This window comes from Streptomyces sp. NPDC053474 (genome assembly GCF_044544845.1).
In the GTDB taxonomy this organism is placed as follows: domain Bacteria; phylum Actinomycetota; class Actinomycetes; order Streptomycetales; family Streptomycetaceae; genus Streptomyces.
The window spans coordinates 1-18,539 of the sequence record NZ_JBITXV010000027.1; the positions used below are offsets into that span (position 1 = coordinate 1).

The following is an 18,539-nucleotide window of genomic DNA, read 5'->3' on the forward strand; positions in this document are numbered from 1 at the left end:
CGCCCGGTTACATTCCGAACCCGGAAGCTAAGCCTTACAGCGCCGATGGTACTGCAGGGGGGACCCTGTGGGAGAGTAGGACGCCGCCGAACAAAATTTGATAAGAGCTGGTCCCTGAACTTCGGTTCGGGGACCAGCTCTTTTTTGTTTTGCGTTACTTGCCGTTCACGTTGCGCGATCAGCATCCGTCACATGGGGACAGAAGCGTTGCTCAGAGCGGCAGGCGTAGGCAGCGGCGACGAGGTCGTCGTACCCGCGTACGGGAGTTCCTCGGTCGCCGAAGCGGTGATCTCCGCGGGAGCCATGCCGGTGTTCGCGGACATCGACCCGGCCACGTACTGCCTCGGCGTCGACGCGGTCGACGCGGTCCGCACCGAGCGCACGGCGGCTGTCGTCGTCGTACGGCGCTTCGGGGGCCAGGCCGACATGCCGCGGATGCACGTGCTCGGGCAGCGGCACGGCCTGCTGGTGCTCGAAGAAGGTGAACAGGGCGCGACGTACGACGACGTCGCGCGGCGGCGGACGCACGCCGCGTACCTCACCGCCCGGCTGAAGGGCGTGCACACCCCCGCCGACGGCGAGAACCACAGCTACCAGCAGTACGTCGTCCGCGTGCCCGGCAACGGGCGGCCGGACCGGGACGCCTTCGCGCGGGTCCTGCGGGCCAAGGGAGTCGACTGCCGGGTGCCCGTGAAGACGCCGTTGCACCGCACCCCGCAGTTCTGGCGGGACGTGGAGCTGCCGGAGACGGAGCGGGCCGCGGACGAGGCGCTGGCGCTGCCCGTCGACGCCTGGCTGTCCCGGCGCGACCTCCAGCGGATCGTATCGGCGTGCAACGCGCTCGGAGGATTGCTCCAACCGGCGTTCTAGCCGCTGGAGCAGGGTGGTTCGAGACCGCCGGATGTTCGGGTATGATTTATTTCGTTGCCGCGCGGAAAACCGCGAAAGGCGCAACTGGCCCCTATAGCTCAGTCGGTAGAGCGTCTCCATGGTAAGGAGAAGGTCAGCGGTTCGATTCCGCTTGGGGGCTCCATTCGAAAAGGCCACCGCCTCGTAGGCGGTGGCCTTCTTCGTTTCCCGGGCCGGTCCCCGCGCCGCGAAAGGGCACGGGGACCGGCCCGGGAGTTCAGCTGTGGAGTTCCGGGACGCGCATCGCCAGGATCGCCATGTCGTCCGACGGCGCGTCCGTCGCGAAGCGCTCCACCGCGCGCATGATGCGCGCCGCCACCGCGCCCGCCGTGAGACCCGTACAGGTCGTCAGGACGTCCGCGAGGCCGTCGTCGCCCAGCATGCGGGTGCCCTCGCGGCGCTCGGTGACGCCGTCGGTGACGCAGAGCAGGACGTCGCCCGGGTCGAGCGTCATCGTCTGCTCGTACAGTTCGAGGTCCTCCATGACGCCGAGGAGCGGCTGCGGCTCCGCGTACGGCTCGACCGTGCCGTCCTGGCGCAGGCGCAGCGGCAGCGGATGGCCCGCGCAGACGACCTTCAGGACCGCCGAGCCGTCCTCCTGGGGCCACAACTCGCCGTACAGGAGGGTGAGGAAGCGGCTGCGGGCGCCCTCGTCGAGGATCGCCGCGTTCAGGCGCTCCAGGACCGCGGGGCCGCCGAAGCCCTCGCGGGCGAGGAGGCGCAGCGCGTGCCGGGCCAGGCCGGTCACGGCGGCGGCCTCGGGGCCGGTGCCGCACACGTCGCCGATGGCGAAGCCGTAGGCGCCGTCGCGGATGGGGAACAGGTCGTAGAAGTCGCCGCCGACCTCGTTGCCCTCGCCCGCCGCGCGGTAGATGACGTCGACCTCCACGCCGGGGACCTGGGGCAGGCCGGGCGGGAGCAGGCTGCGCTGGAGGGACTGGCTGATGGCCGTGCGCTCCGAGTACAGCCGGGCGTTGTCCAGGGCGAGGGCGGCCCGGCGGGACAGGTCCTCGGCGAGCTCCAGGATCTCCTGGCGGAAGTGCTCGTCGGCGGGCTTGCCGAGCGTGAGCATGCCGATGACGCGGTTGCGGGCGACCAGGGGCAGGACGACCGTCTCGCCGCCCACCGCGGACGCCGTGGACAGAGAGGTGCCGATGCCGCCCAGGGACGACATGGGCTCGCCGAGGCCGAGGTTGCGCATGGAGGTGCGCAGGGCCGACTGGTGGGCGGCCTCGGACGGGGCCTTCCAGACGCGGGCGCCCGGGGTGGGCACCGGCTCCGGCGGGTCGACCTTCTTGAGGAGCGCCTTCAAGCCGTCGATGCGCTCCTCGTCCTCGTGCAGGACGTACGAGAGGTACGGCTCCGAGGCCTGGTCGGCGATGGTGTAGACGGCGCACCAGGTGGCGAGCGTGGGGACCGTCATCTGGGCCATGAGCGCCAGGGTCTGGTCCCGGTCGAGGGTGCCCGCGAGCAGGTCGGAGGCCTCGACGAGGAAGGAAAGGGAGCCGCGGCGCAGCCGCTGCAGATCGCCGAGCCGGGCCGACTCGATGCCGAGGGCGATGCGGTCGGCGGCGAACTGCAGGCGCAGGGCCTCCTCGTTCGAGTACCGGTTCGGCGCCTCGGCGGCGACGCCGAGGGAGCCCGTGAGACGGCCCTCGACCTTCAGGGGAACCGTGACGACCGAGCGCATGCCCGTGCCCTTCAGGAGGGGCACCGCGTCCGGGACGACCGTGAGGTCCTCGTGGACGGCGGGCATGCGGGCGGAGCCGTAGCGTCCGGTGCCCGCCTCCACGGGCACGCGGGCGAAGCGCTGACGGGCGGAGGGCAGGCCGGTGGAGGCTCGTACCTCCAGTTCCGTCTCGTCGTCCGTGGCCAGGAGCAGGAAGGCCGCGTCGCCGTCGAGCATGTCGCGGGCGCGCTCGACGGTGCGCTGGAGCAGGCCGTCCAGGTCCTCGGGCGTGGGGGTGCCGATGAAGACCTCGAAGGGGTCGGCGGCGTGCGGCTCGCTGAGGGCGCCGGACTCCGGCGACGGGCCGCGCAGCGGGGTCTGCAGGACGGCGCGCTCGTCGTCGCGTACGAGCAGACAGACCGTGGACGGCTCGCCGTCGGAGTCGCGGACGCGCAGGTGGGAGGCGTAGACGGGGGTGACGCGGCCGTCGGCGTCGCGGATGCCGTAGCTGCCCTCCCAGCGCGAGAGCTGGAGGGCGTCGGCGATGCCGGTGCTGGTCCCCGGGGTGTGTGGCCAGGCGGCGAAGTCCGTGAGGGGCTTGCCCGTGACCTGCTCGGCGACGTACCCGAAGAGTTCCTCCGCGTCCTCGTTCCAGGCGGAGATGGCGCCCGCGCGGTCGATCTGGACGACGGCGACGCGGACCCGGCCGTCGGTGATCGGCAGCAGGTCGGGCGGCAGCGTGGGTCCGGCGGTGCGGGTGCCCACGGGGCGGTCGGGCAGGTCGAGTTGGAACCAGACCTGTTTGTGCGTGGGGGTGTAGTCGACGCCCCAGCGGGTGGCGAGCGCGGCGCAGAGCTGGAGGCCGCGGCCGCCCTCGCGGTCGGGGCTGCCCATGGTCGCGGGGGAGTTCTGCAGGGGAATCTCGCGCTCGGGATAGCGGTCGGAGACCTCGATGCGGACGGTGTCGTCGGTGCGCAGGCACTGGACGTCGGCGGCGGTGCCCGCGTGCACGACGGCGTTCGTGACCAGCTCGCTGGTCAGGACGACCGCGTCGTCGACGATGTCCGAAAACCCCCACCCCTGAAGGGTGTCCCTGACGAACGAGCGGGCCGTCGCGACGGAACGCCCGACGGGTTCGAAAGTCGCAGCCGCGCGCGCGGTGATCACAGAGCTCCTCGTCCGTTGTCCCCCGGGAATCTGCAGTCCCATGGTGCGGCCGCCCCTCCGATGCCCGCCGAATATGTGTGCCACCGCCCTGGCCGGGCAGGACCGGGGTGGTTGGACAGCCGGATGCCAGGTTACTTACCTTCGCCGTCCATGCTGATGCCGGTCGCCTGTGTTTCCGCCCGGAGGGTGTGCGGACGGTGTGCGAAGCTGCCGAACTGTTATGGCCTGGTTCGGCCGTGGTGAAACACTGGACAGGCTTGAGACGAGCAGTACGGTCGACCCTTGCGGGAGGGACACAGTGGAGTCTGGCGCTGCGACGCGGGGCAGTAAGACGCGCGCGAAAGACGGACGGTCCCTGAACGGTCAGCGCAAGCCGCGGAACGGGACGACGGTCACGGTGGAGGCGGCGGCCCTGAACAGGCTGCTGACCGCCCTCGTGGCCATGCGGGACGGGAATTTCCGCAAGCGGCTCACGGTCACGGGCGACGACCCGATGTCGGAGATCGCCGCCGTTTTCAACGAGGTCGCGGACCGTAATCTGCACCTCACCGGAGAGCTGTCGCGGGTGCGGCGCACGGTGGGGCGTGAGGGCAAGCTCACAGAGCGGCTCCAGGCCGGGGCGATGGAGGGCTCCTGGGCGGCCGCCATCGACGCGGCGAACGACCTGGTCGACGATCTCGTACGTCCGGTCTCCGAGGTCGGCCGGGTGCTCTCGGCGGTCGCCGACGGCGATCTGGAGCAGCGCATGGAGCTGCGCGCGCACGTGGCGGACGGCAACGGCCATCCGCTGCGCGGCGAGTTCCTGAAGGTCGGGCGCACGGTCAACAACCTGGTGGACCAGCTGTCCACGTTCACCGACGAGGTCACGCGCGTGGCCAGCGAGGTGGGCACGGAGGGCAAGCTGGGCGGGCAGGCCCGGGTGCGCGGCATGTCCGGTTCGTGGAAGGACCTCACGGACTCGGTCAACACGATGGCGTACCGCCTGACGGCGCAGGTGCGGGACATCGCGCTGGTGACGACCGCCGTGGCGAAGGGCGATCTGTCCCGGAAGGTCACGGTGCACGTGGCCGGCGAGATGCTGGAGCTGAAGAACACCGTCAACACGATGGTGGACCAGCTGTCCTCGTTCTCCTCGGAGGTCACCCGCGTCGCGCGCGAGGTCGGTACGGAGGGCGAGCTCGGCGGGCAGGCGCAGGTGCCGGGCGTCGCGGGCGTGTGGAAGGACCTCACGGATTCGGTCAATCTGATGGCCGGGAACCTGACGGCGCAGGTGCGCGGCATCGCCCAGGTCACGACCGCCGTCGCCAACGGCGATCTGTCGCAGAAGGTGCGGGTGAGCGCGCGCGGCGAGGTGGCGCAGCTCGCCGGGACCATCAACCAGATGACCGAGACGCTGCGGACGTTCGCCGACGAGGTCACGCGCGTGGCCAACGAGGTCGGCGCGGAGGGGCAGCTCGGCGGTCAGGCCAACGTGCCGGGCGCGGCCGGTACCTGGAAGGACCTGACGGACTCCGTCAACACGGTCTTCCGGAATCTGACGACGCAGGTCCGTGACATCGCCACGGTGACGACGGCGGTGGCGAACGGCGACCTGTCGCAGAAGGTCACGGTCGACGTCGCGGGCGAGATGCTCGAACTGAAGAACACCGTGAACACGATGGTGGACCAGCTGTCGTCCTTCGGTGACGAGGTGACCCGGGTGGCGCGCGAGGTCGGCGCCGAGGGCCAGCTCGGCGGCCAGGCGCAGGTGCCGGGCGCGGCGGGCACCTGGAAGGACCTCACCGACTCGGTGAACACCGCCTTCCGCAACCTCACGGGCCAGGTCCGCAACATCGCGCAGGTGACGACGGCGGTGGCCAACGGCGACCTGTCGCAGAAGGTCACCGTGGACGTCTCCGGCGAGATGCTCCAGCTGAAGAACACCGTGAACACGATGGTGGACCAGCTGTCCTCGATGGCCGACCAGGTCACGCGGATGGCCCGGGACGTGGGCACCGAGGGCCGTCTGGGCGGTCAGGCGCGCGTGGACGGCGTGAGCGGCACCTGGAAGGAGCTGACGGACTCCGTCAACTTCATGGCGGGCAATCTGACCTCCCAGGTCCGCCAGATCGCCCAGGTGACGACGGCGGTGGCGCGCGGCGACCTCTCCCAGAAGATCGACGTGGACGCGCGCGGCGAGATCCTGGAGCTCAAGAACACCATCAACACCATGGTCGACCAGCTCTCCGCCTTCGCCGACCAGGTGACGCGCGTCGCCCGGGAGGTGGGCACGGAGGGCCGGCTCGGCGGCCAGGCGCAGGTCCCCGGCGTCGCCGGGGTGTGGCGCGACCTCACGGACTCCGTGAACGGCATGGCGGGGAACCTCACCGCGCAGGTCCGCAACATCGCGCAGGTCGCCACGGCGGTGGCGCGCGGCGACCTCTCCCAGAAGATCGACGTGGACGCGCGCGGCGAGATCCAGGAGCTGAAGAACACCCTCAACACGATGGTGGACCAGCTCTCGGCCTTCGCGGAGCAGGTGACGCGCGTCGCCCGCGAGGTGGGTACGGACGGCATCCTGGGCGGTCAGGCCGAGGTGCAGGGCGTGTCGGGTACGTGGAAGGACCTGACGCAGTCCGTGAACGGCATGGCGAACAACCTGACGCTCCAGGTGCGCAACATCGCGGAGGTCACGACCGCCGTCGCCCGCGGCGACCTGTCCAAGAAGATCACCGTCGACGCCAAGGGCGAGATCCTCGAACTCGTCACGACCGTGAACACGATGGTCGACCAGCTGTCGTCGTTCGCCGAGCAGGTCACGCGGGTCGCCCGTGAGGTGGGCACCGAGGGCAAGCTGGGCGGACAGTCCCGCGTCCCGGGCGTCACGGGCATCTGGAAGGACCTCAGCGACAACGTCAACCTGATGGCCAACAACCTGACCATGCAGGTGCGCAACATCTCCCAGGTCGCCGCGGCCGTCGCCAACGGCGATCTGACGAAGACGGTGACGATCGAGGCGCGCGGCGAGGTCGCGCAGCTCGCCGACACCTTCAACACCATGGTGAAGACGCTGAGTTCGTTCGCCGAACAGGTCACCAAGGTGGCGCGCGAGGTGGGCACGGACGGCATCCTCGGCGGCCAGGCCCGCGTCCCGGGCGTCTCGGGCACGTGGAAGGACCTCACCGAGTCCGTCAACGGCATGGCGTCCAACCTGACCGGTCAGGTCCGCAACATCGCGATGGTCACGACGGCCATCGCCAAGGGCGACCTCACCAAGAAGATCGACATCGACGCGCGCGGTGAGATCCTGGAGCTCAAGACGACCATCAACACGATGGTCGACCAGCTGTCGTCCTTCGCCGAGGAGGTCACCCGCGTCGCCCGCGAGGTGGGCACCGAGGGCCAGCTGGGCGGCCAGGCGCGGGTACGGGACATCGACGGCACCTGGCGCGACCTCACGGAGTCCGTGAACGAGATGGCCGGGAACCTCACCCGGCAGGTGCGCGCGATCGCGGCCGTGGCCACCGCGGTGACCCGCGGCGACCTCAATCTGAAGATCGACGTGGACGCGGCGGGCGAGATCCAGGTCCTCCAGGACAACATCAACACGATGATCGCGAACCTCCGCGACACCACGCTCGCCAACAAGGAGCAGGACTGGCTCAAGGGCAACCTGGCCCGCATCTCCGGTCTGATGCAGGGCCGCCGCGACCTGGAGGACGTCGCCTCGCTGATCATGAGCGAGCTGACGCCGGTGGTCTCGGCGCAGCACGGCGCGTTCTTCCTCGCGATGGCCACCGACGACGCGAACGACCCGGGGCGCGACGAGGACGCGTACGAACTGCGGATGCTGGGCAGCTACGGCTACTCGATGGGGTCGATGCCCACGTCGTTCCGGCCCGGTGAGACGCTGATCGGCACGGCAGCCAAGGAGCGCCGCACGATCCTCGTGGACAACACGCCCTCGGGCTATCTGCGCATCGCCTCCGGGCTCGGGGAGGCGCCCCCGGCGCAGGTCATCGTGTTGCCGGTGCTCTTCGAGGGCAAGGTGCTCGGGGTGATCGAGCTGGCGTCGTTCCAGCCGTTCACGCAGATCCAGAAGGACTTCCTGAGCCAGATCGCCGAGATGATCGCGACGAGCGTCAACACCATCAGCGTCAATACGAAGACGGAGATGCTGCTCAAGCAGTCGCAGGAGCTCACCGAGCAACTGCGCGACCGCTCCGAGGAGTTGGAGAACCGGCAGAAGGCGCTCCAGGACTCCAACGCCGAGCTGGAGGAGAAGGCGGCGCTGCTCGCCCAGCAGAACCGCGACATCGAGGTGAAGAACACCGAGATCGAGGAGGCCCGGCAGGTCCTCGAGGAGCGGGCCGAGCAGCTCGCGGTGTCGATGCGCTACAAGTCCGAGTTCCTGGCGAACATGTCGCACGAGCTGCGGACGCCGCTCAACTCGCTGCTGATCCTCGCCAAGCTGCTCGCGGACAACGCCGACGCGAACCTCACCCCCAAGCAGGTGGAGTTCGCCGAAACGATCCACGGCGCGGGCTCGGACCTGCTCCAGCTGATCAACGACATCCTGGACCTGTCAAAGGTCGAGGCGGGCAAGATGGACGTCAGCCCGACGCGCATCGCGCTCGTCCAACTCGTGGACTACGTAGAGGCCACTTTCCGTCCACTGACCGCCGAGAAGGGGCTCGACTTCTCCGTACGCGTATCGCCGGAGCTGCCCGCGACGCTGCACACGGACGAACAACGTCTCCTTCAGGTACTGCGCAATCTGCTGGCCAACGCGGTCAAGTTCACCGACACCGGTGCGGTGGAACTCGTCATCCGGCTCGCCAGCAACGACGTGCCGAACGAGATCCGCGAGCAGCTCCTGGAGGCCGGTTCGCTGCGCGACCCGGACGGCGATCTGATCGCCTTCTCCGTGGCGGACACCGGCATCGGCATCGCGGCCAGCAAGATGCGGGTGATCTTCGAGGCGTTCAAGCAGGCGGACGGGACGACCAGCCGCAAGTACGGCGGCACTGGTCTGGGCCTGTCCATCAGCCGGGAGATCGCCCGGCTGCTCGGCGGCGAGATCCACGCGGCCAGCGAACCGGGCCGAGGCTCCACCTTCACGCTGTATTTGCCCCTGCACCCGAGCGAACTGCCGCCGCAGGGGTACGCCCAGCTCGCGTCGCCCGCGGCCCCCGCGCTGCCCGCCCTGGAGGGCCTGACCGAGGCCGTGGGGAACGCGGTCGAGGACACCGCGGCTCCCGGGACGGCGCCCGCGGAGGCCGCGGAGCGGCACGCCGGGCCCGCCGCCCTGTTCCGGCGCCGCCGCCGGGCCGCGCTGCCCGCGGAGCCCGCCGACGGGGTTCCGCAGCCCGGCCCCAGGGGCGGCGCGGGAGCGCAGGAGCAGTGGCAGGAGGGCGCCGCGCAGGACGCGACGGCCACGCGCGCGGGGTTCCAGTTCGACGGCGAGAAGGTCCTCATCGTCGACGACGACATCCGCAACGTGTTCGCGCTCACCAGCGTCCTGGAGCAGCACGGCCTGTCGGTGCTGTACGCCGAGAACGGCCGCGAGGGCATCGAGGTCCTGGAGCAGCACGACGACGTGACGGTCGTTCTGATGGACATCATGATGCCGGAGATGGACGGCTACGCGACGACGACGGCGATCCGCAGGATGCCTCAGTTCGCCGGGCTGCCGATCATCGCGCTCACCGCGAAGGCGATGAAGGGCGACCGGGAGAAGGCCATCGACTCCGGGGCCTCCGACTACGTGACGAAGCCGGTCGATCCCGATCACCTGTTGTCGGTGATGGAGCAGTGGATGCGGACGGAGTGACGGAGCGTGGCCGCCGCCCCACCCCCGGCCGTTCTCGCGGACCGTCGGTGAGGCGTCCGGAGAAGCCGCACCGCTACGCGGAGTTGCTGACAGAGTGTGGCCGACGCCGTGTAGAACCGCGGTATACGGGGAACCTTCTGGTCCGCCACTGCGTTTCTGCTACGTGCACAGTGACATCGCGGTGACAGGGTGTGGCGACGGGCGGGGTGCGGCTACCATGACCGGCACAAGGACGGACGACGCAAGAAAGTCGTCCCCTGGGGCGGCGCCCGGTGTACCGCCGGGGCGAGGAGGGCGGGCCATGGTGCAGAAGGCCAAGATCCTCCTGGTCGATGACCGGCCGGAGAATCTGCTGGCGCTGGAGGCCATCCTCTCTGCGCTCGATCAGACGCTGGTGCGGGCATCGTCCGGGGAGGAAGCGCTCAAAGCGCTGCTGACGGACGACTTCGCGGTCATTCTCCTGGACGTCCAGATGCCAGGCATGGACGGCTTCGAGACCGCGGCGCACATCAAGCGGCGGGAGCGGACCCGGGACATCCCGATCATCTTCCTCACGGCGATCAACCACGGCCCGCACCACACCTTCCGGGGGTACGCGGCCGGCGCCGTGGACTACATCTCCAAGCCCTTCGACCCGTGGGTCCTGCGCGCGAAGGTCTCGGTGTTCGTCGAGCTGTACATGAAGAACTGCCAACTGCGCGAGCAGGCGGCCCTGCTGCGCCTCCAGCTGGAGGGCGGCGGCAAGGCGGCGGCCGAGAACACCAAGGAGCCCGCCGGTCTCCTGGCCGAACTGTCCGCGCGGCTCGCCGCCGTCGAGGAGCAGGCCGAGGCCCTGTCCAAACAGCTCGACGACGACTCCGCCGACGCGGCGGCCGTCGCCACGGCAGCCCATCTCGAACGCAAACTCACCGGTTTGCGCAGGGCTCTTGACGCCCTGGAGCCGGGCACCGGCAGCGGCGCGCCGTCGGTGCCCTCGCAGAACTGACGGCGGCCCGGGCGGCCGTCCGCGCGGTGCCCGCGGCTGTCGCGCCACGGTTCCCGGCGCTGCCGCACCACGGTGCCGGGAGCTGCCGCACAGGCGCCGGAACCTGCCGCACAGGCACCGGGAGTGGCCGCACAGGCGCCGGAAGCAAGGGTTCCGTACGATGCGTCGGTGGCTCCCGGCAGCTGCCGGGAGCCTTCGGTCGATGGTTCTCGGTGTCCGCCGTGAGCCGTCGTCAGCCGTCCTGTGGAGCCTCGTCAGTTCGCCGCCCGCACCAGGGCGACACAAACGGGTGAAGCAGTAGGCACACGTGTCCACCGTCGCCTCCCCCGGTAATCTCACACCCATGGCCTCACGTCAGCCCGCAGCCAAGAAGACGCCCGCGAAGAAGGCGGCCGCGCCGACCAAGGCTCCGGCGAAGAAGGCCGCCGCCAAGAAGCCGCCCGCCAAGAAGGCCGCGGCGAAGAAGGCGCCCGCCAAGAAGGCGGCGGCGCCCAAGAAGCCCGCCCCGAAGCCGACGCCGGGCCCCACCAACGGCCTCTACCGCCTGGTTCGCGCCATCTGGCTCGGCATCGCGCACGCCGTGGGCGCGATGTTCCGCGGCGTGGGCCGCGGCGCCAAAGGACTGGACCCCGCGCACCGCAAGGACGGCCTCGCGCTGCTCCTCCTCGGCATCGCCCTGATCGTCGCGGCGGGCACCTGGTCCCATCTGCGCGGCCCCGTCGGCGACCTCGTCGAGATACTGGTGACCGGCGCCTTCGGACGGCTCGACCTGCTCGTGCCCCTGCTGGTCGCGGGCATGGCCATGCGCCTCATCCGCCACCCCGAGAAGGTCGACGCCAACGGCCGCATCGTCATCGGCCTGTCCGCGCTCGTCCTCGGCGTGCTCGGGCAGGTGCACATCGCCTGCGGCTCGCCCGCGCGCGGGGACGGCATGCAGGCCATAAGGGACGCGGGCGGCCTCGTCGGCTGGGGCGCCTCGACCCCCCTGACCAAGGCCATGGGCGAGGTCCTCGCCGTACCGATGCTGGTCCTGCTGACGGTCTTCGGCCTGCTCGTCGTCACCGCGACCCCGGTGAACGCCATCCCGCAGCGCCTGCGCGCGCTCGGCGTGCGCCTCGGCGTCATCGAGGAGCCCGCCACGTCCGAGGAGTACGCCGAGTACACCGAGGACGACGAGCGGTACGACGACCAGTGGCGCGAGGCGCTGCCCGCGCGCCCCCGCTCCCGGGGCCGCAGGCGTCCCGCTGACGGCCCGCAGGAGCCCTCCCCGGAGCAGGCCGAGGAAGAGGCCCTCTCCAAGCGCCGCAGGCCCCGCCGGGCCTCCGTGCAGCCCGCCGCGGACCGCCCCATGGACGCGGTGGACGTGGCCGCCGCCGCGGCCGCCGCGCTGGACGGCGCCGTGCTGCACGGCATGCCGCCGTCGCCGCTGGTCGCGGACCTCACCCAGGGCGTCTCCGTGGAGCGCGCCCCGCAGGCCCCGTCCGGGCCGGTGCCGCCCGCGCGCGGCGCGGACGTCGTGCCGGGCCGCAGGGCCGGGGCCGAGGAGCCCGCGCGCGCCGGCGTCCCCGACCTGACCAAGGCCGCGCCGGACGAGCCGCGCGACCTGCCCCCGCGCGCGGAGCAGCTCCAGCTCTCCGGGGACATCACGTACGCGCTGCCGTCGCTCGACCTCCTGGAGCGCGGCGGCCCCGGCAAGTCCCGCAGCGCCGCCAACGACGCGGTCGTGGACTCGCTGTCGAACGTCTTCACAGAGTTCAAGGTCGACGCCGTCGTCACGGGCTTCACGCGCGGCCCGACGGTCACGCGCTACGAGATCGAGCTCGGCCCCGCCGTGAAGGTCGAGAAGATCACGGCGCTCGCCAAGAACATCGCGTACGCCGTCGCGTCCCCGGACGTCCGGATCATCTCGCCGATCCCCGGCAAGTCCGCGGTCGGCATCGAGATCCCGAACACCGACCGCGAGATGGTCAACGTCGGCGACGTGCTGCGCCTCGCGGACGCGGCCGAGGACGACCACCCCATGCTCGTCGCGCTCGGCAAGGACGTCGAGGGCGGCTACGTCATGGCCAACATGGCGAAGATGCCGCACATCCTGGTGGCCGGAGCCACCGGTTCCGGCAAGTCGTCCTGCATCAACTGCCTGATCACTTCGATCATGATAAGAGCGACGCCCGAGGACGTCCGGATGGTCCTCGTCGACCCCAAGCGCGTGGAGCTCACCGCGTACGAGGGCATCCCGCACCTGATCACGCCGATCATCACCAACCCCAAGCGGGCCGCCGAGGCGCTCCAGTGGGTCGTGCGCGAGATGGACCTGCGCTACGACGACCTCGCGGCGTTCGGGTACCGCCACATCGACGACTTCAACAAGGCCGTGCGCGACGGCAAGCTCAAGACGCCCGAGGGCAGCGAGCGCGAGCTCAAGCCGTACCCGTACCTCCTGGTGATCGTCGACGAGCTCGCCGACCTGATGATGGTCGCGCCGCGGGACGTCGAGGACTCGATCGTGCGCATTACCCAGCTCGCGCGCGCGGCCGGGATCCACCTGGTGCTCGCCACCCAGCGGCCGTCCGTGGACGTCGTGACCGGTCTGATCAAGGCGAATGTGCCCTCCCGGCTCGCCTTCGCCACCTCCTCGCTCGCCGACAGCCGCGTCATCCTCGACCAGCCCGGCGCGGAGAAGCTCATCGGCAAGGGCGACGGCCTCTTCCTGCCGATGGGGGCGAACAAGCCGGTCCGCATGCAGGGCGCCTTCGTGACCGAGGACGAGATCGCGGCGGTCGTCCAGCACTGCAAGGACCAGATGGCGCCGGTCTTCCGCGACGACGTCACGGTGGGCACCAAGCAGAAGAAGGAGATCGACGAGGACATCGGCGACGACCTCGACCTGCTGTGCCAGGCGGCGGAGCTGGTCGTCTCCACCCAGTTCGGGTCCACGTCGATGCTCCAGCGCAAACTGCGCGTCGGCTTCGCCAAGGCCGGCCGCCTCATGGACCTCATGGAGTCGCGCAACATCGTGGGTCCGAGCGAGGGGTCGAAGGCTCGTGATGTTCTCGTGAAACCTGATGAGCTGGATGGAGTGCTCGCCGTACTCCGCGGGGAGGCTTCTTAAAGGTCCGGAAGCACCGCACAAGCACAGGGTCTGACCTCGTACGACGGCCGGGAGCGCCGCGTGCGGGGACCGTCTGGCCCGTACGGGGGCCGAGCTCACCCGTACGGGAACGCAGGCAACCGTTTCCCCTCGGCGTACGTCAAGTTGAGGGAAGCGCAAGACCGTGTCCCCCCGTCAGGATGTCCGGCCATTCTGATGGCGTACAAAGTCCGTCCGCCCGGTTGCCCCACCCTTTCTCAGCCCCCCTAGACTGAATGTCCGGCAGGTGGCTACACGCTCGAAAGGCGCACCCGTGTCCATCGGCAACTCCCCCGAAGACGACCGCCCTTCAGACGACCGCCCCGTAGACGACCGCGCCGTCGCGGACGGGCCCGCGGAAGGCCCTGCCCAGGAGCGTCCCGCGGAGGACCGTCCCCCGATCGGCCGCGTGCTCCGGCAGGCGCGCATCGACGCGGGCCTGACCGTCGACGAGGTCAGTACGACCACCCGGGTGCGCATCCCGATCGTGCACGCGATCGAACAGGACGACTTCTCCCGCTGCGGCGGCGACGTCTACGCGCGCGGGCACATCCGTACGCTCGCCCGCGCCGTCCACATCGACCCCGCCCCGCTGCTCGCCCAGTACGACGAGGGGCGCGGCGGGCGGCCCCCGGCGCCGACCCCGGCCGCGCCGCTGTTCGAGGCCGAGCGGATCCGCTCCGAGCCGCGTCGGCCGAACTGGACGGCGGCCATGGTCGCCGCGATCGTCGCCGTGATCGGCTTCGTCGCGTACACCGCGTTCAGCGGCGGGGACGACGACGGCTCGTCGCAGCAGGTCGCCGAGGGATCCACGCCCACCAGCGGCAAGCCCGCCGAGAAGCCGAGCCCCTCCAAGCCCGCCGACCCCAAGCCGGACCCCTCGGACAGCGCCATCGCCGGTGTGCCCCGGGACAAGGTGACCGTCAAGGTCGACGCCTCCGACGGGCGCAGCTGGATCTCGGCCAAGGACCACAACGGTCGGCTGCTCTACGACGGCCTGCTTCAGCAGGGCGAGTCCAAGACCTTCCAGGACAAGCAGAAGATCGACCTCGTGCTCGGCGACGCCGGTGCGATCAGCCTCTTCGTGAACGGCAAGCAGGTCGAGAACGAGTTCGAGCCGGGCCAGGTGGAGCGCCTCACCTACACGAAGGGCGACCCGGAGGTCGGCTGACCAGCGGCGACCGAGGACCCTTCGCAGCGCCCGTCGCGAGCCCAGGAACCCTGGCGGCGGGCGCCGACGCATGGACGAAGTAGTCTTGAGACCATGCCCGAACGCCGCACTGTCGCCCTTGTCACGCTCGGCTGCGCCCGTAACGAGGTGGACTCGGAGGAGCTCGCAGGCCGCTTGGAGGCGGACGGCTGGGCCCTCGTGGAGGACGCCGAGGAAGCGGATGTCGCCGTCGTCAACACCTGTGGCTTCGTCGAAGCCGCCAAGAAGGACTCCGTCGACGCCCTGCTCGAAGCCAATGACCTGAAGGGTCACGGCCGCACCCAGGCCGTCGTGGCCGTCGGCTGCATGGCCGAGCGCTACGGCAAGGAGCTGGCCGACGCGCTGCCCGAAGCCGACGGCGTCCTCGGCTTCGACGACTACGCCGACATCTCCAACCGCCTCCAGGTCATCCTCGGCGGCGGCAGTGTCGAGGCGCACACCCCGCGTGACCGCCGCAAGCTCCTGCCGATCAGCCCGGCCGAGCGCCAGGAGGCAGGCACGGAGGTCGCCCTGCCCGGGCACGCCCCCGTCGACCTGCCGGACGGCGTCGCGCCCGCGTCCGGGCCGCGCGCGCCGCTGCGCCGCCGCCTCGGCGCGAGCCCCGTGGCCTCCGTGAAGCTGGCCTCCGGCTGCGACCGCAGATGCTCGTTCTGCGCCATCCCGTCCTTCCGCGGCTCGTTCATCTCGCGTCGCCCCTCGGACGTGCTCGGCGAGACGCGCTGGCTCGCCGAGCAGGGCGTGAAGGAGATCATGCTGGTCTCCGAGAACAACACCTCGTACGGCAAGGACCTCGGCGACATCCGCCTCCTGGAGACGCTGCTGCCCGAGCTCGCGGCCGTCGACGGCATCGAGCGGGTGCGGGTGAGCTACCTCCAGCCCGCCGAGATGCGCCCCGGCCTGATCGACGTCCTGACGTCGACGGAGAAGGTCGTGCCGTACTTCGACCTGTCCTTCCAGCACTCCGCGCCCGGCGTGCTGCGGGCCATGCGGCGCTTCGGTGACACCGACCGCTTCCTGGAGCTGCTCGACACGATCCGCGGCAAGGCGCCGCAGGCCGGTGTGCGCTCCAACTTCATCGTGGGCTTCCCCGGCGAGACCGAGGCCGACGTGGCGGAGCTCGAGCGCTTCCTCACTGGCGCCCGCCTGGACGCCATCGGCGTCTTCGGCTACTCCGACGAGGAGGGCACCGAGGCGGCGACCTACGAGCACAAGCTCGACCAGGACGTCGTCGACGAGCGGCTCGCGCGCGTGGCGCGGCTCGCCGAGGAGCTGACGTCCCAGCGTGCGGAGGAGCGCGTCGGCGAGCGCGTCGAGGTCCTCATTGAGGCCGTCGACGACGAGGAGGGCGCCATCGGCCGGGCCGCGCACCAGGCGCCCGAGACCGACGGACAGATCCGTTTCGTGGACTCCGCCCCGGGGGACGGCCTGGAGATCGGCCGTATGGTCGTGGCAAAGGTCGTCGGCACGGAGGGCGTGGATCTGTTGGCTGAGCGGTGCGAGGTCCTGGAGGCTTCCGACCGACCCCATGGAGCCGGTGAAGGGACGGGCAGATGACCCAGGTCCCGGCATCCGCGGCGGGCGGCTCCGGCGCGCCCGGCGCGAAGCCGGTGCGCGGCGGGAAGCTCGGCGCCGCCGCGATGGACCAGGCCAGTCTGTGGAACGTCGCGAACCTGCTGACCATGATCCGGCTGCTGCTCGTGCCCGGATTCGTGATGCTGCTGCTCGCCAACGGCGGGTACGACCCGGCGTGGCGCTCCTTCGCCTGGGCCGCCTTCGCCATCGCCATGATCACGGACCTGTTCGACGGGCATCTGGCGCGTACGTACAACCTGGTCACGGACTTCGGCAAGATCGCCGACCCCATCGCGGACAAGGCGATCATGGGCGCCGCCCTGATCTGTCTGTCCTGGCTCGGGGACCTGCCGTGGTGGGTGACCCTCGTGATCCTCGGGCGCGAGCTGGGGATCACGCTGCTGCGGTTCTGGGTGATCCGCTACGGCGTCATTCCGGCCAGCCGCGGCGGCAAGATGAAGACGCTCGCCCAGGGCACGGCCGTCGGGATGTACGTCCTGGCGCTGACCGGGCCGCTGGCCACGCTGCGGTTCTGGGTGATGGCGGTCGCCGTGGTGCTGACCGTGGTGACCGGGCTCGACTATGTGAAACAGGCCGTGGTGCTGCGGCGGCGGGGCATGGCCGAGGCTGCCGGGACGTCTGAGGCTGTTGGGACCTCTGAGGCTGCTGGGGCGCCTGAGGCTTCCGAGGCCGCCGAGACGACGGCGGAGGCAGGGGAGCCGGGGGCGGCCAAGTGAGGTCCTCCGCCTCTTCCGGAAGGGCGGCGGCCGCCGAGATGGAAGACACCGCTGCCGCGGAGGCCGCCGCAGGGGCCGTGGCCGAGGTGCTGCGGCTGCTCGGCGAGCGGGGTGAGACCCTGGGGGTCGCCGAGTCGCTGACCGGAGGCCTCGTGGCCGCCGAGGTGACGGCCGTACCGGGGGCCTCACGGGTCTTCCGGGGGTCCGTGACCGCGTACGCGACGGAGCTCAAGCGGGAGCTCCTCGGGGTCGACGGCGATCTGCTCGCCGCCCGCGGGGCCGTGGACGCCGAGGTCGCCCTCCAGATGGCGGCCGGGGTGCGGCGGCTCCTCGGGACGGACTGGGGGATCGCGACCACGGGCGTCGCTGGGCCCGAACCGCAGGACGGTCAGCCGGTGGGTACGGTGCACGTGGCGGTTTCCGCAGGTGCGGGCGGTGCGACCGGCTCTGCCGAGGTCGCTCCGGGCGTTGCGGACGCTGGTTCCCCGCTTCGCTCTGAGGGGAAAGTAGCGACTCTGCGGTTGAACGGAAACCGTACGGAAATCCGTATGGAGAGCGTCCGCGGCGTGCTAAGCCTGCTCCTAGAGCAGCTCTCCGGCGAACGCGCAGGGAACGAGCGCGCACAGGATACGGAACAGAACGGGGGGACTTGATGTTTGCAGCCCTGAGTGAACACGACATCGCTCCCCGCACGGCCGCCGCGCGAGGCGGTACGGTGGGGCGTGAAGGATGCGGCTACGCGGTCCGAGGAGGGAGCCACCGATGATTCTGCTCCGTCGCCTGCTGGGTGACGTGCTGCGTCGGCAGCGCCAGCGCCAGGGCCGTACTCTGCGCGAAGTCTCCTCGTCCGCCCGAGTCTCACTCGGCTATCTCTCCGAGGTGGAGCGGGGGCAGAAGGAGGCTTCCTCCGAGCTGCTTTCCGCGATCTGCGACGCGCTTGACGTACGGATGTCCGAGCTCATGCGAGAAGTGAGCGACGAGCTCTCGCTCGCCGAGCTGGCCGAGTCGGCAGCGGCCACGGAACCGGTGCGGGCACCGGTCCGCCCGATGCTCAATTCCGTCTCGGTGACCGGCGTGCCACCGGAACGGGTCACGATCAAGGCACCCGCGGAGGCGGTCGACGTCGTCGCCGCGTGACCTCCGGGTGACCAGACGTGGTGAAGGCCCTGGCCGGGTGTTCCGGCCGGGGCCTTCGCTGTCCCTGCGACGGTACGGGGGCAGCCCGCGCGCCGCTGCCCGTGGGGCGGCCCGCTTTCCGAAGTGGCCGTAGTAGTGCCGGTGCGCGATGGTTGATGGGTGTTCGGCCCCGGGCGCGGGTAGCCGCGTGGTCGAACACGCCTGGATGACC

The 18,539-nt window shown here is 70.6% G+C and carries 10 protein-coding genes, 1 tRNA gene and 1 rRNA gene; 11 read left to right on the top strand and 1 reads right to left on the bottom strand.

What is annotated here, in order from left to right; translation table 11 throughout:
• The 3 genes from rrf to ACIG3E_RS38980 all read left to right on the top strand — a co-directional run.
• Positions 1–92, top strand: a 5S ribosomal RNA gene (rrf, locus tag ACIG3E_RS38970); the annotation flags it as partial.
• A gap of 100 nt (positions 93–192) precedes the next feature.
• On the top strand, positions 193–870 hold the full coding sequence (locus ACIG3E_RS38975) for a DegT/DnrJ/EryC1/StrS family aminotransferase (RefSeq protein WP_399625546.1): 678 nt from the start codon (positions 193–195) through the stop codon (positions 868–870).
• 87 nt (positions 871–957) lie between these two features.
• Positions 958–1,033 (top strand) — tRNA-Thr (locus tag ACIG3E_RS38980).
• Between the two features lie 93 nt (positions 1,034–1,126).
• Here ACIG3E_RS38980 and ACIG3E_RS38985 read toward each other — a convergent pair.
• Positions 1,127–3,787 carry a SpoIIE family protein phosphatase gene (locus tag ACIG3E_RS38985; RefSeq protein WP_399625548.1) on the bottom strand — a complete coding sequence of 887 codons (2,661 nt, stop codon included), beginning with the start codon at positions 3,785–3,787 and terminating at the stop codon, positions 1,127–1,129.
• Between the two features lie 256 nt (positions 3,788–4,043).
• Between ACIG3E_RS38985 and ACIG3E_RS38990 the strand changes: the two genes are divergently transcribed.
• The 8 genes from ACIG3E_RS38990 to ACIG3E_RS39025 all read left to right on the top strand — a co-directional run bounded on the left by ACIG3E_RS38990 (position 4,044) and on the right by ACIG3E_RS39025 (position 18,328).
• Complete coding sequence (locus tag ACIG3E_RS38990; protein ID WP_399625551.1) at positions 4,044–9,557, top strand: HAMP domain-containing protein; 5,514 nt, start codon at positions 4,044–4,046, stop codon at positions 9,555–9,557.
• Between the two features lie 301 nt (positions 9,558–9,858).
• Positions 9,859–10,542, top strand: a complete 684-nt coding sequence (locus ACIG3E_RS38995; protein WP_399625554.1) for a two-component system response regulator — start codon at positions 9,859–9,861, stop codon at positions 10,540–10,542.
• 343 nt (positions 10,543–10,885) lie between these two features.
• Positions 10,886–13,654: a DNA translocase FtsK gene (locus ACIG3E_RS39000; protein ID WP_399625556.1), complete on the top strand. Its 2,769-nt coding sequence runs from the start codon at positions 10,886–10,888 to the stop codon at positions 13,652–13,654.
• Positions 13,655–13,946: 292 nt separating this feature from the next.
• On the top strand, positions 13,947–14,843 hold the full coding sequence (locus ACIG3E_RS39005) for a helix-turn-helix domain-containing protein (RefSeq protein WP_399625559.1): 897 nt from the start codon (positions 13,947–13,949) through the stop codon (positions 14,841–14,843).
• A 93-nt stretch (positions 14,844–14,936) separates the two neighbouring features.
• Entirely contained in the window at positions 14,937–16,436 is a 1,500-nt protein-coding gene (gene rimO, locus ACIG3E_RS39010; RefSeq protein ID WP_399625561.1) for a 30S ribosomal protein S12 methylthiotransferase RimO, read from the top strand.
• Entirely contained in the window at positions 16,433–17,191 is a 759-nt protein-coding gene (gene pgsA, locus ACIG3E_RS39015) for a CDP-diacylglycerol--glycerol-3-phosphate 3-phosphatidyltransferase (RefSeq protein WP_399625562.1), read from the top strand. The genes rimO and pgsA overlap by 4 nt, the downstream gene beginning before the upstream one ends.
• A 38-nt stretch (positions 17,192–17,229) precedes the next feature.
• Positions 17,230–17,844 carry a CinA family protein gene (locus ACIG3E_RS39020; protein WP_399625654.1) on the top strand — a complete coding sequence of 205 codons (615 nt, stop codon included), beginning with the start codon at positions 17,230–17,232 and terminating at the stop codon, positions 17,842–17,844.
• A gap of 109 nt (positions 17,845–17,953) precedes the next feature.
• Entirely contained in the window at positions 17,954–18,328 is a 375-nt protein-coding gene (locus ACIG3E_RS39025; protein ID WP_030688912.1) for a helix-turn-helix domain-containing protein, read from the top strand.
• Positions 18,329–18,539 lie beyond the last annotated feature (211 nt).